This is a genomic window from Streptomyces sp. NBC_00691 (genome assembly GCF_036226665.1).
Taxonomy (GTDB): Bacteria; Actinomycetota; Actinomycetes; order Streptomycetales; family Streptomycetaceae; genus Streptomyces.
Genome location: NZ_CP109007.1, coordinates 3989690 through 4014988 on the forward strand (window position 1 = coordinate 3989690; position 25299 = coordinate 4014988).

At 72.0% G+C, this 25299-nt stretch carries 21 protein-coding genes; 14 read left to right on the forward strand and 7 right to left on the reverse strand.

All coding sequences use genetic code 11. The features are described from left to right. Window positions 1–46: 46 nt before the first annotated feature. Window positions 47–1855, reverse strand: coding sequence for an aspartate--tRNA ligase (aspS, locus tag OG392_RS17950; RefSeq protein ID WP_329280564.1), 1809 nt, complete (start codon window positions 1853–1855; stop codon window positions 47–49). Between the two features lie 172 nt (window positions 1856–2027). Between aspS and OG392_RS17955 the strand changes: the two genes are divergently transcribed. Beyond that, window positions 2028–4145 carry an ATP-binding SpoIIE family protein phosphatase gene (locus OG392_RS17955; protein WP_329280566.1) on the forward strand — a complete coding sequence of 706 codons (2118 nt, stop codon included), beginning with the start codon at window positions 2028–2030 and terminating at the stop codon, window positions 4143–4145. Between the two features lie 250 nt (window positions 4146–4395). Beyond that, window positions 4396–5211, forward strand: coding sequence for an MBL fold metallo-hydrolase (locus OG392_RS17960; RefSeq protein WP_329280568.1), 816 nt, complete (start codon window positions 4396–4398; stop codon window positions 5209–5211). Here OG392_RS17960 and OG392_RS17965 read toward each other — a convergent pair. The 3 genes from OG392_RS17965 to OG392_RS17975 form a co-directional block, all read right to left on the reverse strand. Then, window positions 5208–6293, reverse strand: a complete 1086-nt coding sequence (locus tag OG392_RS17965; RefSeq protein ID WP_329280570.1) for an AI-2E family transporter — start codon at window positions 6291–6293, stop codon at window positions 5208–5210. The genes OG392_RS17960 and OG392_RS17965 overlap by 4 nt on opposite strands. Window positions 6294–6582: 289 nt before the next feature. Continuing rightward, window positions 6583–7545 carry a pirin family protein gene (locus tag OG392_RS17970; RefSeq protein ID WP_329280572.1) on the reverse strand — a complete coding sequence of 321 codons (963 nt, stop codon included), beginning with the start codon at window positions 7543–7545 and terminating at the stop codon, window positions 6583–6585. A 138-nt stretch (window positions 7546–7683) separates the two neighbouring features. Then, a complete protein-coding gene (locus OG392_RS17975; protein WP_329280574.1) occupies window positions 7684–8187 on the reverse strand; it encodes an SseB family protein in 504 nt (167 codons plus the stop codon). Window positions 8188–8385: 198 nt separating this feature from the next. Between OG392_RS17975 and OG392_RS17980 the strand changes: the two genes are divergently transcribed. The 4 genes from OG392_RS17980 to OG392_RS17995 all read left to right on the forward strand — a co-directional run bounded on the left by OG392_RS17980 (window position 8386) and on the right by OG392_RS17995 (window position 13234). Next, window positions 8386–8814, forward strand: coding sequence for a hypothetical protein (locus OG392_RS17980; RefSeq protein WP_443054805.1), 429 nt, complete (start codon window positions 8386–8388; stop codon window positions 8812–8814). 5 nt (window positions 8815–8819) lie between these two features. Further along, window positions 8820–10601 carry an alpha/beta hydrolase gene (locus tag OG392_RS17985; protein ID WP_329280578.1) on the forward strand — a complete coding sequence of 594 codons (1782 nt, stop codon included), beginning with the start codon at window positions 8820–8822 and terminating at the stop codon, window positions 10599–10601. After that, window positions 10601–11173 (forward strand): hypothetical protein, encoded by a 573-nt coding sequence (locus OG392_RS17990; RefSeq protein ID WP_329280580.1) that lies wholly within the window; start codon window positions 10601–10603, stop codon window positions 11171–11173. Before OG392_RS17985 ends, OG392_RS17990 begins: the two co-directional genes overlap by 1 nt. Before the next feature lie 231 nt (window positions 11174–11404). Next, the gene (locus tag OG392_RS17995; RefSeq protein WP_329280582.1) at window positions 11405–13234 is read left to right on the forward strand and encodes an acyl-CoA dehydrogenase; all 1830 of its coding nucleotides are present in this window, start codon (window positions 11405–11407) and stop codon (window positions 13232–13234) included. Window positions 13235–13331: 97 nt separating this feature from the next. On the opposite strand, the gene OG392_RS18000 is transcribed toward OG392_RS17995, so the two are convergent. Next, on the reverse strand, window positions 13332–13907 hold the full coding sequence (locus OG392_RS18000; RefSeq protein ID WP_329280583.1) for a YciI family protein: 576 nt from the start codon (window positions 13905–13907) through the stop codon (window positions 13332–13334). Window positions 13908–13996: 89 nt separating this feature from the next. Here OG392_RS18000 and OG392_RS18005 point away from each other — a divergent pair, with 89 nt between their 5' ends. Together OG392_RS18005 and OG392_RS18010 are read left to right on the forward strand one after the other, a co-directional pair. Then, on the forward strand, window positions 13997–15304 hold the full coding sequence (locus tag OG392_RS18005; RefSeq protein ID WP_329280586.1) for a M18 family aminopeptidase: 1308 nt from the start codon (window positions 13997–13999) through the stop codon (window positions 15302–15304). A gap of 83 nt (window positions 15305–15387) precedes the next feature. After that, entirely contained in the window at window positions 15388–15732 is a 345-nt protein-coding gene (locus OG392_RS18010) for a hypothetical protein (protein WP_329280588.1), read from the forward strand. Here OG392_RS18010 and OG392_RS18015 read toward each other — a convergent pair. After that, window positions 15729–17534: an NHL domain-containing thioredoxin family protein gene (locus tag OG392_RS18015; RefSeq protein ID WP_329280590.1), complete on the reverse strand. Its 1806-nt coding sequence runs from the start codon at window positions 17532–17534 to the stop codon at window positions 15729–15731. The genes OG392_RS18010 and OG392_RS18015 overlap by 4 nt on opposite strands. Window positions 17535–17677: 143 nt before the next feature. On the opposite strand from OG392_RS18015, the gene OG392_RS18020 reads away from it, so the two are divergent. Genes OG392_RS18020 through OG392_RS18030 form a run of 3 tightly spaced genes read left to right on the forward strand, consistent with a single transcriptional unit; the run spans window position 17678 to window position 20412 of the window. Beyond that, window positions 17678–19120, forward strand: coding sequence for a DUF7507 domain-containing protein (locus tag OG392_RS18020; RefSeq protein ID WP_329280592.1), 1443 nt, complete (start codon window positions 17678–17680; stop codon window positions 19118–19120). Between the two features lie 2 nt (window positions 19121–19122). Further along, a complete protein-coding gene (locus OG392_RS18025) occupies window positions 19123–19872 on the forward strand; it encodes a bestrophin-like domain (RefSeq protein WP_329280594.1) in 750 nt (249 codons plus the stop codon). A gap of 54 nt (window positions 19873–19926) precedes the next feature. Then, window positions 19927–20412, forward strand: coding sequence for an LURP-one-related/scramblase family protein (locus tag OG392_RS18030; protein ID WP_329280597.1), 486 nt, complete (start codon window positions 19927–19929; stop codon window positions 20410–20412). Window positions 20413–20454: 42 nt separating this feature from the next. Here OG392_RS18030 and OG392_RS18035 read toward each other — a convergent pair whose 3' ends face one another. After that, window positions 20455–21696: a trans-sulfuration enzyme family protein gene (locus OG392_RS18035; RefSeq protein ID WP_329280599.1), complete on the reverse strand. Its 1242-nt coding sequence runs from the start codon at window positions 21694–21696 to the stop codon at window positions 20455–20457. 63 nt (window positions 21697–21759) lie between these two features. On the opposite strand from OG392_RS18035, the gene yczR reads away from it, so the two are divergent. The 3 genes from yczR (at window position 21760) to OG392_RS18050 (ending at window position 25263) form a co-directional block, all read left to right on the forward strand. After that, entirely contained in the window at window positions 21760–23250 is a 1491-nt protein-coding gene (yczR, locus tag OG392_RS18040; RefSeq protein WP_329280602.1) for an aminotransferase-like domain-containing protein, read from the forward strand. 157 nt (window positions 23251–23407) lie between these two features. After that, window positions 23408–23791 (forward strand): hypothetical protein, encoded by a 384-nt coding sequence (locus tag OG392_RS18045; protein WP_329280605.1) that lies wholly within the window; start codon window positions 23408–23410, stop codon window positions 23789–23791. A 14-nt stretch (window positions 23792–23805) separates the two neighbouring features. Further along, window positions 23806–25263: a hypothetical protein gene (locus tag OG392_RS18050; protein ID WP_329280608.1), complete on the forward strand. Its 1458-nt coding sequence runs from the start codon at window positions 23806–23808 to the stop codon at window positions 25261–25263. Window positions 25264–25299 lie beyond the last annotated feature (36 nt).

Here is a 25299-nt window from a genome sequence, read left to right on the forward strand (position 1 = left end):
CGGAATCCGTGAGGATTCCGGGCCCTTCGTCGCTCAGGGCGAGGGACTACCGCGCCGCGTCCGGGTGGACCGCGTCCGTGATGTCGACCGTCTTCTTCTCGACCGGCTTGCGGAGCTGGATGTTCAGCTCGCGCAGGCGGGACTCGTCCAGCTCCGTCGGGGCGCCCATCAGGAGGTCCTGGGCGTTGCCGTTGAGCGGGAAGGCGATCGTCTCGCGGATGTTGGGCTCGTCCGCGAGGAGCATCACGATGCGGTCGACGCCCGGGGCGATGCCACCGTGCGGCGGGGCGCCGTACTCGAAGGCGCGGAGCATGCCCGCGAACTCGTGCTCGACCGTCTCGCGCGAGTAGCCCGCGATCTCGAAGGCCTTGAACATGATCTCGGGCTCGTGGTTCCGGATCGCGCCCGAGGAGAGCTCGATGCCGTTGCAGACGATGTCGTACTGCCAGCCGAGGACGTCCAGCGGGTCCTGGGTCTCCAGGGCCTCCAGGCCGCCCTGCGGCATCGAGAAGGGGTTGTGCGAGAAGTCGATCTTGCCGGTCTCCTCGTCCTTCTCGTACATCGGGAAGTCGACGATCCACGCGAAGCGGAAGACGTTCTCCTCGAACTGGCCGGCGCGCTTGGCGGCCTCGACCCGGACCGGGCCCATGATCTTGGAGACCTCGTCGAACTCGCCCGCGCCGAAGAAGATCGCGTGGCCGGGCTCCAGGCCGAGGCGCTCGGTGAGGACCTTGACGTTCTCCTCGGTGAGGAACTTGGCGATCGGGCCGGTGAGGGCGTTGCCCTCGCCGACGCGGACCCAGGCCAGGCCCTTCGCGCCGAGGGAGACGGCGAAGTCGCCGAGCTGGTCGAAGAACTTGCGCGGCTGGTCACCCGTGTTCGGGACGGCGAGCGCGCGGACGTGCTTGCCGGCGAAGGCCTTGAACTCCGACGCTTCGAAGACGTCGGAGATGTCGACGAGTTCGAGGGCCGTGCGCAGGTCGGGCTTGTCGTTGCCGTACTTGAGCATCGACTCGCGGAACGGGATCCGCGGGAACGGCGAGGTGACGTGGCGGCCGCCGCCGAACTCCTCGAAGAGCTCCGTCATGAGCTTCTCGATCGGCTGGAAGACGTCCTCCTGCTCGACGAAGCTCATCTCGACGTCGAGCTGGTAGAACTCGCCGGGCGAGCGGTCCGCGCGGGCGTCCTCGTCGCGGAAGCACGGCGCGATCTGGAAGTAGCGGTCGAAGCCGGAGATCATGAGCAGCTGCTTGAACTGCTGCGGCGCCTGCGGCAGCGCGTAGAACTTGCCCGGGTTCAGACGGGACGGGACGACGAAGTCGCGGGCGCCCTCGGGGGAGGTCGCGGCGAGGATCGGGGTCGCCATCTCGTTGAAGCCGAGGGCCACCATCTTGGAGCGGATGGAGGCGATGACGGCGGACCGCAGCATGATGTTGCGGTGCATGCGCTCGCGGCGCAGGTCGAGGAAGCGGTACTCCAGGCGCCGCTCCTCGTTGACGCCGTCGTCGGCGTTGATGGTGAAGGGGATCTGCTTCGCGGCGCCCAGGACCTCGACCGTGGCGGCCTCGATCTCGATGTCGCCGGTGGCGAGCTCCGGGTTGACGTTGTCCGCGCCACGCGAGACGACCTTGCCGTCGACGCGGACGACGGTCTCCTTCGTCAGCTTGTCGAGGACCTCGGCCGCGGCGGTGCCGGGCCGGGCGACGAGCTGCGTGATGCCGTAGTGGTCGCGCAGATCGATGAAGAGGATGCCGCCCAGGTCGCGCCGATTGTGCAGCCAGCCGCTCAGCCGGACGTCGGTGCCGACGTCAGAGGCGCGGAGCTCGCCGCAGGTGTGGGACCTGTACCGATGCATCGTCGTTTCATCCAGTCTTCGGGATCTGTGGTCGTGGAGCGCCGCCCTGTGGCCCCTGTCACAGATGTCACAGGACACGCGGGCAGACCCACCCAGAGTACCGGCCGGGCCAAGATCGGTTTTCGAATACGCTCAGTGGCGATCTGGTGTCCGATATTCCTAAAGTGGGGCAATGCGCACCGAGGACGTCCTGGCCGCGATCGCGACCGGCCTGTGGCGCTGGGACAACGCGTCCGGGATCGTCTCGCTCGACGCCGAGGCCGCCCGGCTGCTCGGGCTGCCCGCGGTACCCGTTCGGCTCACCGAGTCGGCCGTACGCTCGCGTTTTCATCCCGTCGACTGGAACGAGATCGACGGGGTCGTGAACCTCGCCGTCGCCGAGGGGACGCTCGCCGAGGCGCGGCTGCGGATCATGGACGAGCACGGCCGGGTGATCCGTACCGTACGGAGCAGGTCGAAGCCGCTCATCGAGGCGAACGACTACCAGCTGGTCGGCACCCTTCAGGAGGTCGCCGAGCAGGTGCCGGGGACCGCGGCGCACACCCCCATCACGGGTGACTGGCGCCGGTCCCGCGAGGCCTTCCTCCTCGACGCCGGACGGGCGCTCGCGGAGGCCCGGTCGACGGCCGAGGTGCTGCGGGTCGCCGCCTCGCTCTCGATGCCCGGGTTCTCGCCGGACGGGCTCGCCGTCTTCGGGGTGGCGGGCGACCGGCTGACGGTCATCGGCCATCACGGGCACAGCGAGGGCGACGAGGGGCCGTTCTCGTCGATGGCGCTCGACACCGACTACCCGGCGGCGGAGGTCGCGCGGACGGGGCGCGCGATCTATCTGCCGAGCCCCGACGAGTACCTGCGCCGCTTCCCGGTGACCTGGCCGCTCGCGCAGCGCTTCGGCCGCCGTTCCTGGGCCTTCGTGCCGCTGGTCGTCGCCGGCCGCACGATGGGGGCCTGGATGGCGGCCTTCAAGCACCCGGTGGCCTTCACCCCCGATGAGCGGTCGGTGCTGACGACCGTCGCCCGGATGCTCGCCCAGGCCCTCGCACGCGCGGGCGTGGCCGAGTCCGAGCGCGAGCTGTCGCTCGGTCTGCAGCGGACGATGATGCCGGTCCTGGGACCGGGCATCCCCGGCATCCAGGTGGCCGCGCGGTACGTGCCGACCGGCGGCGGGCTCCAGGTCGGCGGGGACTGGTACGACATGATCCGGCTGCCCGGCGGCACCTCCCGCACCGGCGGCCGCGGCGCCGGGCGCATCGCCCTCGTGATCGGCGACGTCCAGGGCCACGACGTACGGGCGGCCGGCCTGATGGGCCAGCTGCGGATCGCCCTGCGCGCGTACGCCGCCGAGGGCCACCGGCCGGACGCCGTCCTCTCCCGCGCCTCGCGTTTCCTGTACGGGATCACCGACGGCGACGACGGGGAGGGCGAGGCCGGCCCGCGCTTCGCCACCTGCCTCTATCTGGAGGTCGACCTGGAGAACGGGACGGTCGACATCGCGCGGGCCGGGCATCCGGACCCGGCGGTACGGATGAACGACGGAACGGTTCTCCTCAGACCCACCGCGGGCGGTCTCCCCCTCGGCATCGACCCCGACACCGATTACCCCACCACCCGGCTCACCCTCGAACCCGGCGAGACCCTGATGATCTGCACCGACGGCCTCCTGGAGACCGGCGGGCACGACCTCGACACCGGCTGGGAGCGGGTCCGCGCGCTCCTGGAGTCCCACGACGGCGAGGACCTGGAGGGACTCGCCGACATCCTCGTGGAGGCCGTCCACGGCCCCGGCTCCCACCACACGACCGGGCCGCTCGCCGACCGCCGCGAGGACGACATCGCCGTCCTGCTGCTCTCCCGCCGGCCCGTCGGCACGATCCCGGAGGCCCCGCGCCGCACGCTGATGACGATCGCCCAGGCCGAGCCGGAGCGGATCGCCGCGGCGCGGGAGCAGGTGCGGCAGCTGCTGCACGACTGGCGGGACGAGGACCAGCGCGACTCGGCGGTCCTCATGGTCTCCGAGATGGTCACCAACGTCCTCGTCCACACGGACGGCGACGCGCTCCTCGTCGCCGAGGTCGCCTGCGGGGAGAAGGCCCGGCGGCTGCGCGTCGAGGTCTCCGACGGGAGCGACGAACTGCCGCACAAGCGCCACCCGGGCGAGATGGCGTCGAGCGGACGCGGCCTGGTCCTGATGGAGATGCTCGCGGACGCGTGGGGCGTCGACCCGCGCGGTGAGGGCAAGGCGATCTGGTTCGAGCTGAACGAACCGGACCCGGGGCAGGGCCGCGGATAGCCCGAGTGGGCGGGGGCGGCGTGCTGCCCGAGGGCGAAGCCCGTGCGCGGTGCGCGTTCCGCCGAGGCGGGGGGGCGGCGCGTCCCCCGGCCGCGGGGCTCGTGTGCGCGGCGCCTTCCCGGCCGCGGGGCTCCCGTGCGCCGCACGCCCCGTGTGCGGGGCCCCCGTGCGCGGCGCACACTGGTGTCGTACGGCCGCCCGGGGGACTCATGTCGCGGGGACCCGCCTCGGGGGGACCACGGAGCATGCCATGGACACCCACAAGGTCGGCAGCGACACCACCGTGCTGGCCGACAGCCTCGAAGTCCCGGGCATCGGGCACCTGCCCATCAACGCCTACGTCGTCACCGCCGCCGAACCCGTCGTCGTCGACACCGGTGTCTCCCTCCCCGACCGTGACTTCGTCGCGGCGCTCGGCGAGGTCGTCGACCCGGCCGACGTCCGCTGGATCTGGCTCACCCATCCCGACCGGGACCACACCGGCGGGATCTTCGACCTCCTCGACGCCGCCCCGGACGCGCGGGTGATCACGACGTTCCTCGGCGCGGGCGAGATGACCACCGAACGCCCGCTGCCCATGGACAGGGTGTACTTCCTCAACCCCGGCCAGTCCCTGGACGTCGGCGACCGCGCCCTGCACGCCTTCCGGCCGCCGCTCTTCGACAACCCCGCCACCGTCGGCTTCTACGACGACCGCACCCGATTCTGCTTCAGCTCCGACTGCTTCGGCGGGCCCATGCCGAGCGCCGAGGTCGCGGAGAGCGGGCACGCGAGCGACCTCAAGCCGGAGGACCTGCGGCGGGCGCAGCTGATGTGGGCGACGATCGACAGCCCGTGGGCGCATCTCGTGGACCCGGCGAAGTACCGGGCGACGATCGAGCCGCTGCGGGAGATGGCCCCGGAGATCGTGCTGTGCACGCATCTGCCGCCGGCCGTGCGGATGCTGGACCGGCTGATCGAGACGATCGCGATGGTCCCGGACTCCGACCCCTTCGTGGGACCCGACCAGGCGGCCCTCGAACAGCTCCTGGCCTCGTTCCAGCCGGGCGGGCCTGTGCCGGCCTAGCCAGTGCCCGCGGTGCCCGAAGGGTCCTCGGGGGAGGCCCGGGGAGCCCCGTACCGCGTCCGCAGTTCGCCGAGGATCCCCGTCGCCGCGGCCGTCAGGGGGACGGCGAGCAGCATCCCGAGGATGCCCGCGACGGATGCCCCGGCCGTGATCGCCAGCATCACCGCGGCCGGGTGCATCTGCACGGTCCGGCTCTGCACCATCGGCTGGAGCAGGTAGCCCTCGATCATCTGGACGGCCAGGACGATGCCGAGCACCCACAGCGCGATGGCGAAACCCCGGTCCGCGAGCGCGACGAGGACGGCGATCGCGCCGGAGAGGAAGGCGCCGAGGTACGGGATGTAGGCGGTGACGAAGACGAGCGCGGCGAGCCCCACCGCGCCGGGTACGTCGAGGACGACGAGGCCGAGGCCGATGAGGATCGCGTCGACGAGGGCGACGAAGGTCGTCCCGCGCATGAAGCCCTCGACGGCCTCGAAGGCGCGGCGCGCCATGGCCTCGACGAGGTCGCCGGTGGCGCGGGGCACGAGGGCGCGCAGCGCGCCGGCGGCCCGGTCCGAGTCCCGCAGGAAGAAGAAGATCAGGACCAGGGAGAGGGCGGCGGTGGCGAGCATCCCGCCGACGACGCTGAGTCCCGTGAGCACGCCCGACGCGGCCGTTCCGCCGAACTGTTTCAGGAGGCCCTCGGCGTTCTTGGCGAGGTCGTCGAGGGAGGTCCCGGCCGGGCCGAGGTGCTCGGCGATGTCGGTGGCGGCCTGCCGGAGCGAGGCGATGATCTGGTCGCCGGTCTCGATGAGCGCGGCGACGACGATGTACGTGGCTCCGCCGACGACCGCGAGGACGGCGACGACGGTGAGCGCGGCGGCGAACGACTTCCGGACCTTCATCCGGAGCAGGCGCCGGTAGAGGGGCCCGAGGAGGGCGGTGCCGAGGATCGCGAGCAGGACGGGGGTGACGACGGTCTCGAAGACGACGCAGAGCCAGATGCCGACGGCGGCGACCCCGGCGGCGAGGAGCAGGACGACGCACCAGGCGGCGACCCGGCGGGCGGGTTCGGGGAGGAGCGGGGACGACGTCTGCACCCGACCACCGGACCACGCTCCTCGGCGTGTCGTCGCGCGCGGACCGACCGTACGGGTGACGGGGCGTCAGAGGAGGCCCGGACCGCACCGGAGCCCGCTTCCCGGAGCCCCACCCGGACGGGGCCCTACAGACGAAGGCCCCGCCCGGACGGGGCCCTACGGACGAAGGCCCCACCCACCCAGACGCGAGCCCGTCCCGCTCCCGCTCCCGCCCCCGTCCCGCCCGCGCCCGCACGCGCGCCTACGGGGCCGGGCGTGGCGCCCGGCCCCGTATCGCGTCCCGCCGTTCCTACTCGCCCATCCCGTGCACCGCCGGGATCGTGCCGAGCCGGCCCGCCTGGAAGTCCTCGAAGGCCTGGCGGAGTTCGGCCTGGGTGTTCATGACGAACGGGCCGTAGTGGGCCATCGGCTCACGGATCGGCTGTCCGCCGAGGAGCACGACCTCCAGGTCCGGGGTGTTCCCGTCCTGCTTCTCGTCGGCGCGGACGGTCAGCGAGCCGCCCTTGCCGAAGACGGCGGTCTGGCCCGTGTGGACCGGGCGCCGCTCCGCGCCCACGCTGCCGCGGCCCGCCATGACGTACGCGAGGCCGTTGAAGTCCTCGCGCCACGGCAGGGTGATCTCGGCACCCGGCCGCAGGGTCGCGTGGATCATCGTGATCGGGGTGTGGGTGATGCCCGGCCCGTCGTGGCCGTCCAGCTCGCCCGCGATGACGCGGAGCAGCGCGCCGCCGTCGGGGGAGGTGAGCAGCTGGACCTGGCCGCCGCGGATGTCCTGGTAGCGGGGGGCCATCATCTTGTCGCTCGCGGGCAGGTTCACCCACAGCTGGAGGCCGTGGAAGAGGCCGCCGCTGACGACGAGGGACTCCGGCGGCGCCTCGATGTGGAGGAGGCCGGAGCCGGCCGTCATCCACTGGGTGTCGCCGTTGGTGATGGTGCCGCCGCCGCCCTGGGAGTCCTGGTGGTCGAAGGTCCCGTCGATGATGTAGGTGACGGTCTCGAAGCCCCGGTGGGGGTGCCAGGGCGTGCCCTTGGGCTCTCCGGGCGCGTACTCCACCTCACCCATCTGGTCCATCATGATGAACGGGTCGAGGTACTGGTAGTTGATCCCCGCGAAGGCGCGGCGGACCGGGAAGCCTTCGCCCTCGAAGCCCGTGGGAGCCGTGGTCACGGCGAGTACCGGGCGCGGAGCGGCGTCGGCCTGGGCGGCCACGCGCGGCAGGGTGAGCGGGTTCTCGACAGTCACTGCGGGCATGACGGACCTCCTAGAGCGGCCTTCTCCGACCGTGTGCGTCCACTTTAGTTGAACGATGAACTTCTTGCCACCCGTAACGCGGAACGCCCGGGAGGAATTCCTCCCGGGCGCTCTCCCACGTCTTGGGCCAAGCCTGCGTCAGCCGTACATCCGGCGCATCGCGAAGTCGACCATCTGCTCCACGGCCTTCGCGTCGAAGACCATCCGGTGGTCGCCCTCCATGTCGAGCACGAAGCCGTAGCCGGTCGGCAGCAGGTCGATCACCTCGGCCCCGGTGATCACGAAGTACTTGGACTCCTTGCCCGCGTACCGCCGCAGCTCCTTGAGCGAGGTGAACATCGGGATCACCGGCTGCTGGGTGTTGTGCAGGGCCAGGAAGCCGGGGTTGTCGCCGCGCGGGCAGTAGACCTTGGACGTCGCGAAGATCTGCTGGAAGTCCTCGGGCGCGAGCGTACCCGTCGTGAAGGCGCGGACCGCGTCGGCGAGGGAGGGCGGCGAGGGCTCCGGGTAGAGCGGGGGCTGCTGCCCGTACCCGCCCTGCATTCCCCCCTGCATGCCGGCCTGCATGCCGCCCTGCATGCCGCCCTGCTGCGGCGGGGCGTACTGCTGCTGGGCACCCGGATTCTGCTCGTAGCCGTACATGGGGCCAGCCTATCGACCCGGGGGCGGTCGCAGCACGGGGCACGGGTCGCTCACACCCCGCCCGGCCGCCCGTGCGCGTCCGCATCCCCGCACACGCGATCTCCCCCCGTCCCCCTCGCCCGGGTTTTCGTGCGTGCCACCGCCTCTTGCTAGGTTCGCGGAAGCAATTTCTGGTCACCACGGGGGTGGAACATGGCGTTGAACGCCACTTGGGAAGAGTTGTTCGGCGGCACCGCACCGCCCGGACCGCCCGCGACGATGACCCTCGCGGGCGTGCCCGCCCCCGACTCCGGCGGTGGCGGCGACGCGAACCTCAAGGCCGACGTGGGCCCGTGGCACGAGGCCGGGAACACCGCCGGCGAGCTGCGCACCTCCACCACCACCTCGCTCACCGACCTGGACACCGCGAACGAGGGCGTCGCCGGCGGCACCGCCGGTTTCGCCTCCTCGGGCGCGCTCACCGAGATCCTCGGCACCTGGAAGACCCGCCTGACCGCCGTACGCGACGAGTGCGGTCGCCTCGAAGGCGCCTTGAAGAGCGCCGGCCGTGACTTCGGCGAGCGCGAGACGGCGACGCAGCGGAAGATCGCCGCCGAGGCGCCGGCTCCCGCGCGGAAGGAGGGCTGAGCCCCGTGCCCACCTGGCAGCAACTGCGCGATGTGAGACCCGGCGAGTTCTCGGACGCCGCCGACGGCTGGGGCAAGGTCAGCTCCCGCGCCAACTCGGACAAGGACCGTGTCGACAACGGCATGTTCGCCAGGATCCACGACACGCAGAAGGGCGAGACCGCCACCAAGGCGGGCGCCGACGTCCAGCAGCTCTCCCGCAACTACCAGTACCTGCACACCGAATGCGGACTGATCCGCACGGCGCTCAACGGCCTCGCCACCGAGATCACCGCCCCGCAGAGGAAGTTGAAGCAGGCCCTGGAGGACGCGGAGAACCTCGGGTTCACCGTGAAGCCCGACGGCTCGGTCGAGTACCCGACCGATTCCCTCGTCCTCTCGCCCGGCACCCGCACCGCCGAGCACGGCGCCCCCGTCCCGCTCGCGCCCGGCAAGGGCGAGGGGGTCGGCAGCGCCGACGCCAACAAGGGCAAGGCCGAGGACATCGCCGAGCGCATCGGCGACGCCGTCCGCGAGGCCGACGAGATCGACGGCCGGTACGCCGCCGCCCTGCGCAGGCTCAAGGCCGATCCGGGTCTGGAGGTCAGCGCCGAGGACCTCGTCGACGCCGCCGCCGACACCAGGGCCCTCCAGCAGGCCGCGGGGAGGTACGCCGCCGCCGACAGGATCCCGCACGACAAGTCCGCCAAGGAGAACGCCGACTGGTGGAACGGGCTCAGCCAGGAGCAGCGTGACGAGTACGCCACCCTCTACCCGGCCTCCGTCGGCGCCCTGGACGGCATCCCGTCCTCGGTCCGCGACGACGCCAACCGGACGGTCTTCGCCGAGACCAGGGCGCAGATCCAGACGGACCTGAACAGGCCCGCGCCGAACCAGTACATCCCCAACCCGAACGGCAGCTACCCGGCCGCGGTCCTCAGCCCCGAGTACAAGCAGTGGCAGAAGGACCAGGAGCGGCTGAAGGACCAGCTCAAGGGCAGCGACTCGATCCAGGCCCGCTTCGACGCCACCGGCAGGGAGGGCCTGCCGGAGGCGTACCTCCTCGGCTACGACGAGGAGGGCATCGGCCGGGCGATCATCGCCAACGGCAACCCCGACACCGCCGACCACACCGCCGTGTACGTGCCGGGGACGACGACGAACCTGAACGACTTCGACGAGGACATCGGCCGGATGACCGACATGTGGCGGGAGACCCAGAAGTGGGCGCCGGGTGAGAGCGTCTCGACCATCACCTGGTTCGGCTACGAGGCTCCTCAGTCGGTCGTCACCGACGCCACGCAGAAGGACTACGCGTACGACGGCTCGCCCAAGCTGCTCCGGTTCATGGACGGGCTGGAGACCGCGCAGGGCGGCCCGGACAACAGCCACACGACGGTGATCGGCCACAGCTACGGTTCGACGGTGGTGGGCGACGCCTCCAACAAGGGCGATCTGGCCGCCGACGACATCGTGGCGGTCGGCAGCCCCGGCATGCTCACCGGCAGGGCCGAGGACCTCGATGTCGGCAAGGACCACGTCTGGTCCGAGGCGGCCACGAGCGACGTGGTGCCGGCGGGCGGGAAGGTCGCCGGTCTCGGCGGCTACACCTGGGGCGTCGAGACCTGGAACGGCGTCCCGTTCAACGCCGGGTACGTGCAGACCGTGCCGTCGGACGAGCTGTTCGGGGCGCACCGGATGGACGTGGACACCAGCGGCCACACCGATTACTGGACGCGGGACTCGGAGAGCCTCAGGAACCAGGCCAAGGTCGTGGCGGGCCGATACGACGAGGTGAACGAGGACTGATGAACCCCACCAACCACCGCACCAGGACCCGCGGGGCGGCGCTCGGCGTCCTCCTCCTCTGCCTCACCACCCTCGCGACGGGATGCTCCATGCACGACACCGGCGGTGCCGACGACCTCGGCTACACCCCGACGACCCTCGACGTCGAGAAGGCGCGGACGCGCACCAAGGAGATCTCCAGCGAGATCTTCGACATGATCGGGCTGCCCGAGGGCAGGACGACCCCGGGCGGCGCCGGTGCCTCCACGTGCCAGGAGGACCCGGAGCATCTCTTCCTGATCCGCCACCCCTGGTCGGTGTACGACGTCTCCGAGGAGGAGCTGAAGCAGGGCTTCGAACGGCTGCGGCAGGCCCTGCCCGTCAAGGGCTGGAAGGTCGTCTCGTACGGCCCGAACAACAGCAGGGCCAAGAACCTGGAGCTCCTCGCGGAGTCCGAGAAGGAGCACTTCGCCGTCAACGCGGAGCTGTCGGTCGGCAGCACGGACCCGAAGAAGAAGAACCTGATCGGCGTCACCGTCGCCTCCGGCTGCTTCCGCGCCCCCGAGGGGACGGACCTCAAGGGTCTGTACTGAGACGGCGCGGCATCGCGTGAGGGAGGCCCGGGGCACATGCCCCGGGCCCTTTTTCTGCGGCTCGTGTCACAGATGGCCCGATAGGGGTTGCCCTTATTACCGACGGGTAGCATCATCGTAGAGAAGCGTGGGCTACTCGCCGGTAGTACGAGCACATGCGGGCCCGAGTACGACCACGCGCGCGCAGGACACAGGACATCCGCCTCCCCGAGCCTTTACGGAGCCGTCGCCATGGGGCACTACAAGTCGAATCTCCGCGACATCGAGTTCAACCTCTTCGAGGTCCTCGGCCGCGACAAGGTGTACGGCTCCGGGCCGTTCGAGGAGATGGACGTCGAGACCGCCAGGAGCATCCTCGACGAGATCCGCCGCCTCGCCGAGAACGAGCTCGCGGAGTCCTTCACCGACGCCGACCGCAACCCGCCGGTCTTCGACCCGGAGACCAACACCGCCCCCGTGCCGGCCACCTTCAAGAAGTCGTACAACGCCTTCATGGAGTCCGAGTACTGGCGCCTGGGCATCCCCGAGGAGATCGGTGGCACCGTCTCCCCGCGCTCCCTGATCTGGGCCTACGCGGAGCTGCTGCTCGGCTCGAACCCGGCCATCTGGATGTACTCCTCCGGCCCCGCCTTCGCCGGCATCCTCTACAACGAGGGCAACGAGGCGCAGAAGAAGGTCGCGCAGATCGCCGTCGAGAAGCGCTGGGGCTCCACCATGGTGCTCACCGAGCCCGACGCGGGCTCGGACGTCGGCGCCGGCCGCACCAAGGCCACCCAGCAGGAGGACGGCTCCTGGCACATCGAGGGCGTGAAGCGCTTCATCACGTCCGGTGAGCACGACATGGAGGAGAACATCCTCCACTACGTCCTCGCCCGCCCCGAGGGCGCCGGCCCCGGCACCAAGGGCCTCTCCCTCTTCCTCGTCCCGAAGTTCGAGTTCGACTGGGAGACCGGCGAGCTGGGCGAGCGCAACGGCGTCTACGCCACCAACGTCGAGCACAAGATGGGCCTCAAGGCCTCCAACACGTGCGAGATGACCTTCGGCGACCAGCACCCCGCCAAGGGCTGGCTGATCGGCGACAAGCACGACGGCATCCGCCAGATGTTCCTCATCATCGAGTTCGCCCGCATGATGGTCGGCACGAAGGCGATCTCCACCCTCTCCACGGGCTACCTCAACGCCCTGGAGTACGCCAAGGAGCGCGTCCAGGGCACCGACCTGGCGAACTTCATGGACAAGGCCGCGCCCAAGGTCACCATCACGCACCACCCCGACGTCCGCCGCTCGCTCATGACGCAGAAGGCGTACGCCGAGGGCATGCGCTCCCTCGTCCTCTACACGGCCTCCGTCCAGGACGAGATCGCGATCAAGGAAGCGGCCGGCGAGGACGTCAAGGCCCTGCACGGCCTGAACGACCTGCTGCTCCCGATCGTCAAGGGCTACGGCTCGGAGAAGGGCTACGAGCAGCTCGCGCAGTCGCTCCAGACCTTCGGCGGCTCCGGCTTCCTGCAGGAGTACCCGATCGAGCAGTACATCCGGGACGCCAAGATCGACACCCTCTACGAGGGCACCACGGCCATCCAGGGCCAGGACTTCTTCTTCCGCAAGATCGTCCGCGACCAGGGCGCCTCCCTGAACGCGCTGTCCGAGGAGATCAAGAAGTTCCTCGCGGTCGGCACCGGCGGCGAGGACCTGGCCGTCGCCCGCGACGCGCTGGCCAAGGCCGCCGTCGACCTGGAGAGCATCGTCGGCACGATGATCACCGACCTCACCGCCACCGGCGAGGACGTCAAGAACATCTACAAGGTCGGCCTCAACACCACCCGCCTGCTGCTCGCCTCCGGCGACGTCGTCGTCGGCTACCTGCTCCTCAAGGGCGCGTCCGTCGCCGCCGAGAAGCTCGCCGCGGGCGCCACCGGCAAGGATGTCGCCTTCTACCAGGGCAAGATCGCGGCCGCGAAGTTCTTCGCCGCCAACATCCTGCCGGGCGTGAGCGCCGAGCGCGCCCTCGCCGAGGCCGTCGACGGCTCGCTGATGGACCTGGACGAGGCCGCGTTCTGAGAACGCCTCGAAGGCGCCCCCGGGCGCCTCTCGTCCATACCGGCACGGCCCGTCCCCGGGGAGGGGGGCGGGCCGTGCCCGTCTTCCGGCAGGCGGACTACGAGGGACGGCCGCCGAACTGCCAGTCGTGCACCTCGACGGCGGCGTACGCCTCCGAGGTCGACAGGACGCCGCTCGCCGCCTCCGGATCCGCCGCCCGGACCAGCGCCGCCGTACCCAGCCAGCTCTCGCCGTCGTCGGAGAGCAACGGCCCGTAGGCGATCAGGTCGCCCCGGTCCTCCCAGTCCGACGGAGCCTCCAGGTCGACGGCCCGCCCCACCGGCGAGGCGGCGCCGAGACCGATCACGAGGAACCGGTCACCGCCCTCCCGCCCGCCGGGGAAGTCCCACATGGTGCGGCCCAGGACGTTGCGCCACCGGCGCAGCAGCACGTCCCGGTAGACACCGGCCTGATAGGTGGGCTCGTCGAACGCGAACGCACGGGCGGCGAGGGCATCCGGCAGGTCGAGGATGTGCACGCTGCCGCTCGGCGTCTCGCCGTCCTCGCCGAACGTCGGCCCCCGGGCGATCATCTCCTCGGCGTACTGGTCCATATAGGCCCAGTGGGTCTCCAGCAGCGCCTCGCGCAGCGGCAGGGAGCCGATCCGGTCCCGGTGGTAGAAGAGGAATTCCATGACCGAAGGATCGCCTCACGAAGGGTCGCGGGGCGAACGTTTTGCGGGGCCTCGTATTCGTATTCCGGGCTCTGCGTAAGGTGGAACCCATGAGCAGCACAGCCTCCCGTCCGACCACCGGCCCCTTCGACCGCGGCCACACCGACGACCTCATGGCCTTCCTGACGGCCTCCCCCTCGCCGTACCACGCGGTCGCGAGCGCCGCCTCACGCCTTGAGAAGGCCGGGTTCCGTCAGGTCGAGGAGACGGCCGCCTGGGACGGGACGAGCGGCGGGAAGTACGTCATCCGCGGCGGCGCGATCATCGCCTGGTACGTGCCGGAGAGCGCCTCCGCCCACACCCCGTACCGGATCGCCGGCGCCCACACCGACTCCCCCAACCTCCGCGTCAAGCCGCGGCCCGACATGGGCGCGCACGGCTGGCGGCAGGTCGCGGTCGAGATCTACGGCGGCACCCTGCTCAACACCTGGCTCGACCGCGACCTCGGCCTCGCCGGACGGCTCACCCTCCGCGACGGCAGCCACCACCTGGTCAACGTGGACCGGCCGCTGCTGCGCGTCCCGCAGCTCGCGATCCACCTCGACCGGGGCGTCAACGACGGCCTCAAGCTGGAGCGCCAGCGCCACATGCAGCCGATCTGGGGCATCGGCGACGTCCACGAGGGCGACCTGATCTCCTTCGTCGCCGCCGAGGCCGGCGTCGACGCCGAGGACGTCAGCGGCTGGGATCTGATGGTCCACGCCGTCGACGCGCCCGCCTACCTGGGCCGCGACCGCGAACTGCTCGCCGGGCCCCGCATGGACAACCTGCTGTCCGTGCACGCCGCCGTCGCCGCGCTCGCCTCCCTCGCGGACCGCGACGACCTCCCGTACATCCCGGTCCTCGCCGCCTTCGACCACGAGGAGAACGGCTCCGAGGCCGACACCGGCGCCCAGGGCCCGCTCCTCGGCAACGTCCTGGAGCGCTCGGTGTACGCGCGCGGCGGCTCCTACGAGGACCGCGCCCGGGCCTTCGCCGGAACCGTCTGCCTCTCCTCCGACACCGGCCACGCCGTCCACCCGAACTACGCGGAGCGCCACGACCCGACGCACCACCCGCGCGTCAACGGCGGCCCGATCCTGAAGGTGAACGTCAACCAGCGGTACGCCACCGACGGCAGCGGCCGCGCGGTCTTCGCCGCCGCCTGCGAGAAGGCGGGCGTGCCGTGGCAGTCGTTCGTCTCCAACAACGACATGCCCTGCGGCACCACGATCGGCCCGATCACCGCCGCCCGCCACGGCATCAAGACCGTCGACATCGGCGTGGCGATCCTCTCCATGCACAGCGCCCGCGAACTCTGCGGCGCCGACGACCCGTACCTCCTGGCCAACGCCCTGGTCGCCTTCCTGGAGGGCTGACCCGGACGGCCGGGGCCGCCGGGCGTCCGGCGGCCCCGACCGCGAAACATCCGCGAAAGGCCCCGGCTGACAGCGTCGCCCTCATGCATCGTCATGAGGGCCCCTCCCGGGGCAGGTTCGCCGCTGGTGTCGGAGGCGCCGCCGTGATCGCCACGGTGGTGGCGGGCGTGCTGATCGGCACGTTCAACGACCGGCCGCCGTGGGGGACGGACATCGCCTACGAGGGCGGCTTCGTCATGGGCTCCCGGATCCGCGGGTACGACGTGGACGGCTCACGCACCAAGGCGCTGCTCGCCGGGGAGTGCGGGCTGATGGAACGGCAGGGAATGGGCGGCGACCGGGCCGTGCACGACCCGGACGCCTGGGTGGACGGCTGCCTGGACGCCGCCGCGGGACGGCCGTCCAGGAACCAGGGGCTCGTCCGCTAGGTCCGGTCGTCCATGCCCGCGAGGATCAGGGGGAGGCGGGCCGTGCCCGACTCCGTGATCTTCACCGGGACGCCCCAGTCCTGCTGGTGGACGTGGCAGGCCGGGTACTCGTTCGCCGGGTCGTCGTCGCAGGACGCGGCCATCGCCGAGACGTGCAGGACGCCCTCGGTGAGCCCGGGGTTCAGGTCGAGTTCGCGGAAGAGGTCCGTGCCCGTGCCCTCGCCCGCGAGGAGGAGCTCCGGCGGCGTCGAGGAGACCAGGAGACGGGTCGAGGGGCCGTACCGCTCGTCCAGCTTCTGGCCGTTGGGGGCCTGGAAGACCACGTCCAGACGGAGCCGGCCCGGAGCGACCTCGGTGGCCTCGCGGCGGGTGCGGTGGGCGACGGCCTCCACCTGGACGGCCTCCTCGGGGAGGCGCAGCCGGGTCAGCCGGTGCCGGGCCGACTCGACGACCACGATGTCGCCGTCGACGAGGACGGCGTCGCTGGGCTCCCGCAGGTCCGTGGCGAGCGTCGTCACCTCGCCGGACGCCGGGTCGTAGCGGCGCAGGGCGTGGTTGTACGTGTCGGAGACCGCGACCGAGCCGTCCGGGAGGGCGGTCACGCCCAGCGGGTGCTGGAGCAGGGCCTGGCCGGCGGCACCGTCCCGGTGGCCGAAGTCGAAGAGGCCGGTGCCGACGGCGGTGTGGACCACGCCCTCCGTGTCGACCCAGCGCAGGGCGCTGGTCTCGGAGTCGGCGACCCACAGGCGGTCCTCGGTGGCGGCGAGCCCGGAGGGCTGCGCGAACCAGGCCTCGGCGACGGGCCCGTCGACGAGCCCCTCGTTGGTGGTGCCGGCCGCGACCTCGACGGTCCTGGTGGCGGGGTCGTAGGTCCACAGCTGGTGGACGCCGGCCATGGCGATCCACACCTTGCCCTGCCACCACGCGACGTCCCACGGCGAGGACAGGTCGACGTCCAGTGCGGGCCCGGAGGTGGGGGAGCCCTGCCACCACTGCTTCCCGGTGCCGGCGATCTTCTCGATCGTGCCGGTCGCCGGGTCGAGGACGCGCAGGGCGTGGTTCACGGTGTCCGCGACGACGACGCTGCCGTCGGGCAGCTGCGCGAGACCCTGCGGCTCCCGGAAGACCCCCTCGCCGATCCGCCGTACGACGGTCTCGCCGTCGGCGGCCATCTCGACGAGCTGGTGCCGGGTGGTGTCGGAGACCAGGAAGTTCCCGGAGGGCAGCAGGATCGCCTTGCCGGGGAAGCGCAGATCGGTGGCGACCGGCTCGGGCGCCACGTACGGCCCGTCGCCGCGCCGCAGCGTCCCCTTGGCCTCGTGCTCGGCCTCCAGCTCCTCCACGAGCGTCCGGATCGCGTTGGCGTGCCCCTCACCGGCGTGCTGGGCGACGACGTACCCCTCGGGGTCGATCACGACGAGCGTCGGCCACGCGCGCACGGCGTACTGCTTCCAGGTCGCGAGCTCCGGGTCGTCGAGAACGGGGTGATGCACCTCGTACCGCTCGACGGCGTCGACGACGGCCTGGTGCTCGGCCTCGTGCACGAACTTCGGCGAGTGCACACCGACGATGACGAGCGTGTCGCGGTGCTTCTCCTCCAGATCGCGCAGCTCGTCGAGCACGTGCAGGCAGTTCACACAGCAGAACGTCCAGAAATCGAGCAGAACGATCTTTCCTCGCAGGTCCGCGAGGGACAGATCGTCCCCTCCCGTGTTCAGCCAGCCGCCCTTGCCGATCAGCTCGGGGGCACGGACACGGGCACGGCGGGGCGCGGGGGTGGGCGCCGGGGCGGCATCGTTCATTCTTCAAGCTTGCCATCCGGGTGTGCATGCCGGATCACGCCGGTACGTCAGGAGTGCCGTACGGGTGGAATCGGGAGCCGGGTGGGGGTGGGGGGCGTGTCCGGGGGTGGGGTCGGGGGTGGGAGGTGGTCAGCATGGCGGGCATGGCGGAGCGCTTGATCGGATCATCGGACCACTCCTGCGGCTGGGTGAGCGGTGGACTCCCGGTGGCGCTGCTCGTGCTCCCCTGTCTCTTCCTGACCTGTCTCTTCCTGCCCGCGACCGTCGCCCGGGCCGGTGGGGTCGGTGACGGGGCCCTACGGGTCACCGTCACCGTGAACGGACGGGGTGACAGCGGCGTCCGGCCACCCGACCTGCGCGTCGGCCGGCCGGCCGTGAAGCGGTACCGGCTGGTCAACAGGAGCGAGGCGCATCTCTACGGGGTCCGGGTCACCGACCCCGGCGTGCCCCGGGGAACCGTCGTACGGTGCCCCGGCCGGCCCCTTCCCGCGCTCGGGGAGCTGGAGTGCGTCGCCAGGTTCCAGGCCGCTCCCGGCCTGCGCCGGGGGACCGTCCGCGCCACGGGCTCCGTCCCCTCGCTCGGGCGGATGCTCACCGCGACCGCCCGCACCGCGTACTCCGGGGTCGCCGGGGACCTCCGCCTCACCGAACAGGTCACCGTCGGGCCCGCCCGCCGGTCCGCCGCCCCGGGGCTGCGCTCCCTCGCCGTCACGTACCCCGCCGCCCTCACGTACACCGTCACCAACCACGGCAACCGGCCCCTGCACGCCGTCCGCGTCGAGGACCCCGCCCTCGGCCTGCGCGCCGGCTCCGTGGACTGCGCCGGGCGGCCCGGGACCGTGCCGCTGCTCGCCCCCGGCGCCTCCGCCCGCTGTACGGCCGCCGTGCGGCGGGCCCCCGGCACCCACCGGAGTACGGGGCTCGCCTCCGGGAGCGACCGGGTGACCACGTACGGGCCCGGGGGCGGCCGGGTGCCCGCGCCGACCCTCGTCGCACGGTCGGCGGCCGCCTTCACGGTGCGCGTGAACACGGCGGTGGCGGAAGCGCCGACCGCCGCGGCGGGGAACCCGGCGGGTTCTGGCCGGGGGAGCGGTGTGGCGGGGCGGCCACCCGGTGCGGCGGGTACCCCCGGTGCGGCGGGTGCCCCCGGTGCCTCCGGTCGGCCCGCCGCACCAGCCGCGGCGGCGGGTGGAGCGGGCGCCGCCCTCGGGGCCGGTGGGGTTCCTGGGGTCGCTCCCCCTCCCGCTCCCGGGAGTGGCGTTCCGGTGCCTGGAGCCGCGGGAGCCGCCGCCCTCGACGCCGCCGCCGTGCCACCCGCCGGCGTCTCAGCCCCGGCCCCGCCCCTCCCTACGGCCGCCACCGCCGGGACCACCGGAACCGCCGAGCCCCTCGCGTCGGACGCCGGCGCCGGGAACCCCGACGCCCCCGCCGCCCGGCGTGCCGCTCTTCTCGACACCGAGGGGTTCCTGGGGCGGCTGCGGCGCCGGGGGCGTGAGGCGAGCGAGTTCGGGGTGGTGGCGATGCTGCTGCTGATCCTGATCCCGGCCGCCGTCGCGGCCGCCCTTCTCGGCAACCGGAGAAGCTGACCGTGGCCCTGTTCGAGACGCTCGTCGTCGTCCTCGGCGTCGCGTTCGTCGCCGCCCTCGTCGTCGTCGCCAAGACCCGGCTCTTCCCCGTGAGTGAGGACGAGGAGCCCCGGGAGGACGTCGCCGAGTACATCGCCATGATGGTCTCGGTGCTCTACGCCGTCGTCCTCGGCCTCTGCCTGGTCTCGGTCTGGGAGACCCGGTCCTCCGCCGCCGACCACGTACAGGTCGAGGCGAGCGCCCTGCACCAGATGTATCTGCTCGCCGACGCCCTCCCCTCCGACCGGCGGGAGCCGGTGCGCGACGCGGCCCGGACGTACGCCTCCCACGTCGTCGACGTCGAATGGCCGGAGATGGCTGCCCGCCGGCCGCTCGACCCGAACGGCTGGCGGCTGCTCGAACAGCTGCGGCAGGCGGGCGAGGTCGACGACTCCGCGAAGGTGCCCCAGCAGATCGCCGCCCAGGAGGTGCTCGCCCAGCTCGGCTACATCGACGACGCGCGGCGCGGCCGGGAGGCGGCGGCGCAGGAGCGGCTCTCCCCCGTGCTGTGGACGGGACTGCTCATCGGGGGCGCGCTGACGCTGGCGTTCATGTTCCTCTTCGGGATCAAGAGGAGTACGACGCATGTGGTGATGGTCATGGGGCTCTCGGGCTTCATCGCGTTCACGGTGCTGCTGATCCATCAGCTCGACTCGCCCTTCGGCGAGGTGCTGGGGGCGACCCCGGACGCGTTCACCCGGTATTTCAGGTGACCGCGAGGGTGACGATCCGGGTGGGACCCCGGCCCGGCGGGCAGGCATAGCACCGTGAAATATCTCGTACGGGACAAGATCTTCGCGATCGGCGACGACTACTGGATCGAGGACGAGCAGGGCCGCCACGCCTTCCTCGTCGACGGCAAGGCCCTGCGCCTGCGCGACACCCTGGAGCTGAAGGACCCCGACGGGCAGGTCCTCATCACCCTGCGGCAGAAGATGTTCAGTCTGCGGGACACGATGACGATCGAGCGGGACGAGCGGCCGCTCGCGACCGTCCGCCGCAAACGGCTCTCGCTGCTGCGCAACCACTACCGGGTGACGCTGGTCGAGGGGACGGAACTCGACGTCAGCGGCCGGATCCTGGACCGGGAGTTCACCGTCGAGTACGAGGGCGAACTCCTGGCCCACATCTCCCGCCGGTGGTTCCACGTCCGCGAGACCTACGCGGTGAACGTGGTCCGCGAGGACACGGACGCCGCGCTGCTCGTCGCGGTCGCGGTGTGCGTGATCCGGATGGCGGAGCGGGAGGACTGACGCGGATGCCGGAGCGGGAGCGGGGGCCGACCCGGCGGGCGCCTAGACGGCCTTCTCCAGCGCCTGCTCCAGGTCCGCCCACAGGTCCTCCACGTGCTCGATGCCGGTCGAGATCCTGACCGTGCCGGGGCCGATCCCGGCCGCCTCCAGGGCTGCCGCGTCGAGCTGGTGGTGGGAGGTGGAGGCCGGGTGCATCACCAGGGTCTTCACGTCGCCGAGGGAGACGCTGAGGGAGGCGAGCCGGACCGCCTCGACGAAGGTGCGGCCCGCCTCCCGGCCGCCCGCCAGGTCCATCGAGATCACGCCGCCGCCCCCGTCGGGCAGCAGGCGCGCGGCGATCGCCCGGTCCGGGTGGCCGGCGAGGGCGGGGTGGCGTACGGCCGCCACGGCCGGGTGTGCGGCGAGCCGGGCCGCCAGGTCGGCGGCGCTCGCGCACTGGCGTTCCATGCGCAGGGAGAGGGTCTGCATGCCGCGCAGAGTGAGCCAGGCGGCGAACGGGTCGGTGGAGGCGCCCTGTTCGACCGCGTGGTGGCGGATCCGCCCGTACAGCTCGGGGTCCTTGAAGACGGCCATCCCGCCGAGGACGTCCGCGTGCCCGGACAGGTACTTGGTCGCGGAGTGGATGACGATGTCGGCGCCGTGGTCGAGCGGCCGGAAGAGGAGCGGCGAGGCGAAGGTGTTGTCGACGGCGACCGGGACACCGGCCTCGGCGGCGACGGCGGCGAGCGCGGGCACGTCGGAGACGCGGGTGGTCGGGTTGGCGATGGTCTCCAGGTAGAGCAGCCGGGTCTCGGTGCGCAGGGCGGCCCGGACCTCCTCGGGGTCGGTGCCGGAGACGTACGTGACGTCGACGCCCCAGCGGGTGGCGAGGTCGGTGAGGACGGCGTAGGTGCCGCCGTACAGGCAGGTCTGGGCGATGACGTGGCCGCCGCTGCGGAGCAGGCCGAGGAGGACGGCGTTCACCGCGCCCATGCCCGAGGCGAAGGAGACGCCGGCGGTGCCGCCTTCGAGACGGGCGACGGCGTCCTCGAGGGTGCGGACGGTGGGGTTGCCGAGGCGGCTGTAGAGGAAGGCGTCGGCGGAGGTGAAGGCGGTGGCGAGAGCGTCGGCCGAGTCGAAGGCGAAGACATGGCCCTGGTGGAGCGGGACGCCGAGGGGCCGGCTGCCGGTGATCTCCACGTGCGGCGGGTGGACGGCGAGGGTCTCGGGACGGGGAGACGGCGCGGCGGAAGCGGTGGAAGCGACGGACGCGGCGGGGACGGCGGGCCTGGAGTCGGTGCTCATGAACTCAGTCTGTGGACAGCGCGTTTGCCTTCCCAGGTCCAATCCCGGCAGATTGGTCCGGCCATGAAACCAATTGTTCCCTCCCCCGACCCCGATGACCTCGTCTCACGGCTCGGTCGCTGGTCCGCCGGCCGCGGGCCCCTCTATCTGCTGCTCGCGGCCCGGCTGCGCGCCCTCGTCGACGAGGGCGCGCTGCCCCCGGGCACGCTGCTGCCACCCGACCGGCGGCTCGCGAAGGCTCTGTCCGTGGGCCGTACGACGGTGGTCGCGGCGTACGACACCCTGCGCCAGGAGGGGCGGCTCGTACGGCGGCAGGGCAGCGGGACCCGGGTCTCGCGGGCCGCGCTCGCGCCGGAGGCGCCCCGGGCGGGGGACGCGCCCCGGGTGGCGGAGACGTCCAATCCGCTGTTCCTGCACCTGCTGGAGGCGCCGGACGAGGTCATCCTGCTGAGCTGCGCGGCTCCCGTGGAGCCGCCGCCCGAGCTGGCGGAGGCGTACCGCTCGCTGGTCCTGCCGGCCGGGGACCTCGGCTACCACCCGGCGGGGCTCGGCGTGCTGCGGGAGGCGGTGGCCGCCCGGTACGCGGACCGGGGCGTGCCGACCGGGCCCGGGCAGGTCCTGGTCACCACCGGTGCGCAGCAGGGGCTTTCGCTGCTCGCCCGGCTGCTGCTGGCTCCGGGGGACGGGGTGCTGGTGGAGGCGCCGACGTATCCGGGGGCGCTCGACCTGTTCCGGGAGGCGGCGGCCGTGCCGCTGCCGGTGGCGGTCGGGCCGGACGGGCTCGACGTGGCGGAGGCGGTACGGGTGATGGAGCGCCATCGTCCGGCTCTGGCCTATGTGGTGGCCCGCTTCCAGAATCCGACGGGCACGGTGCTTCCGCCGCTCGCGGGCCGCCGGCTCGTGGAGGCGGCGAACGCGCTGGGGGTGCCGCTCGTGGACGACGAGGTGCTGGGCGACCTGGCGTTCGGGGTGGGGCGGGACCCGCTGCCGCTCTCCGCGTACGGCGAGGTGATCGCGGTCGGTTCGCTCAGCAAGGTCGTGTGGGGCGGACTGCGGATCGGCTGGGTGCGCGGTCCTGCGCCGTTGATCGCCCGGCTCGCCCGGCTCAAGGCGCTGCACGATCTGGGCTGCGACGTGCCGTCCCAGCTCGTCGCGACGCGGCTCCTGGCCGACTTCGGGTCCGTACGGGCCGCCCGGCTGCGCGGCCTCCGCGCGGGTCACGCCCATCTGCGCGCGGAGCTGGCCCGGCTGCTCCCGTCCTGGTCCTGCGCCCCTGCGGCCGGCGGGCAGACCCTCTGGGTGCGGCTTCCGCACGGCGACGGCGTCTCCTTCGCGCAGGTCGCCCTCCGGCACGGGGTGGCCGTCCTGCCGGGTGCGACCACCGATGCGCTCGGGGGCAGCCTCCGGCATCTGCGGCTGCACTTCCTGCTGCCGCCGGAGGTGCTCACGGAGGCGGTACGGAGGCTGGCGGCGGCCTGGGCGGAGTACGCGCCGCTCACGGGGGCGGAGGCGGGTGAGGGGCGGAGCGCGTCCCTTCAGGGCATCACGCTCTGACCAGGCGGGAGGGATCCAGCCTTGCATCCGGGGCCGCACCACGGAAACATACGGTGCACCTGCAAAGTGATGATCATTCTTTTCATGGGGGCGCAGCGGCATGGGTTTTGACGAGGACTGGGCCGGCATACGGTCCGGCGTGACCGAACAAGCCCCCGTGGGAACGCGGTTGAACCAGCTCGACGGCGGCGGCGGTGGGGGCACGTCCGGCGGGCCGCCCAGCCTCGCTACCGCACCAGCAAAGAAGAAGGCCGCGGCAAACACCATCGAGAACGAGCTGGAACCGGACACGGCCAAGGCCGCCAAGGTGGCGGACGCCGCCACGACCGCCGCCGTCGGCGGCTTCGAGGGCTGGGCGACCGCGGCCGGCCTCAAGACCGTCGAGACCACCTGGGACAGCCAGGTGAAGAACCTCCTCGCCCGGCTCGCCTCCGAGAAGACCGCGCTGCGCGGCACCGCGGTCGCGTTCGGCCAGCAGGAGCTCGACACCCGTGCCCGTATCGCCGGGGTCGGGCCGACCTCGCGCATCGAGCAGTACTGAGGGGGCGGACGTACATGCTGACGTACTCCGAGATCATGACGACCGACCTGGGCAAGCTCTCCTCCGCCGCCGACAAGTGGACCGAGATGGCGGGCGACCTGCACAAGGTGGAGGAGCGCTACCACGACAGCGTCGAATCGCTGACGGCGTCCCAGGCCTGGCTGGGCGAGAGCGCGACCGCCGCGCAGACCAACTTCGCGGCCACCCGCTACGAGTACCAGGCCGCCCAGACCCAGGCGAAGGCCACCGCGACGGTGCTGCGCAACGCCCACGAGCAGTTCACCGAGCTGAAGAAGCAGCTGGAGAGCGCCCGCGCCGACGCCGTCAAGGCCGGGATGAAGGTGTCCGAGCAGGGCAGGGTGGCCTACGACTACGAGCGGCTCTCGCCGAGCGAGCGCAGCGCCCTGCACCACGACCCGGACGGCGCCAAGAGCGTGCGGGAGGCCGAGACGGCCTGGACCGAGCACCTCGACGGCTGCGTCAAGGCCTTCGACCTCGCCGACCAGGACCTCAAGAAGGACCTGGAGGCCCTGGTCAAGGACGGCCACGGCAACAAGAACGACGCGACCGTCGGCACCGGGTTCAACGGTGACGCCGGAAAGGTCGCCGCGGCCGACGACAAGGCCAAGGACGACCGGATGAACCTGGCCTGGCTGAAGATGAAGGACGACGAGACGCTCGACGACTACGTCCAGCGGCTCCAGCGCGACGGCATCGCCAAGCTCACCGGCAACGAGAAACTGGCCGATCTGGTCGACAAGTTCACCAAGGGCACGATCACGGCCGGCGCCTTCGCCGGCGCCCTGACCGCGGCCGGCATGTACTCGTACAAGCTGTCCAAGGCGATCCGGCCGCCGTTCGTCCACCCGACCGCGCCGGGCACCTTCCTGTCCAAGCACTTCAACATGCGGCTCGCGGGCGCGGCTCCCGGCAGCCTGCTCAGCAAGATCCCGCCGGGTCTCGCGACCGCGCTGACCGGCTCGGACGAGGCCGCCATGCTCGGCGGGTTCATGCGCAACGGCGCCTTCTTCATGCCGACCGCCGCCGAGGCCAACCTCCTGAAGGTCGCGCAGAACGGCGGCCTCGCCAACGCCGCCAAGGCGGCGGGCGTGCTGCGCGGTGCCGGTGTCGTCGGCGGCGTCGCGGCCACCGCGTACGGCATCGCCAACCTCACCACGTACAACACGGACATGATCAAGGCCGACCCGGCGAAGTTCGCCTCGGACCTGACCGGCACGGCGTTCAGTGCCTCGATGACGGCGCTGACCGTCGCCCCGACCCCGGTCACCCTCGGCCTCGCCGTCGGCACCGGCGTGGCGTACGGAGCCGCGCTCATCTGGGACAACCACGAGGCCATCGGAAAGGGCATCGAGGAGGCCGGGGACTGGATCGGCGACAAGGCGTCCGACGTGGGCTCCGGGATCGCGAGCGGAGCGAAGAAACTGGGCAGTGCCCTGAATCCCTTCGACTGACCCGGACCGCCCCCGACCGCGGGACCCCGATCCCTG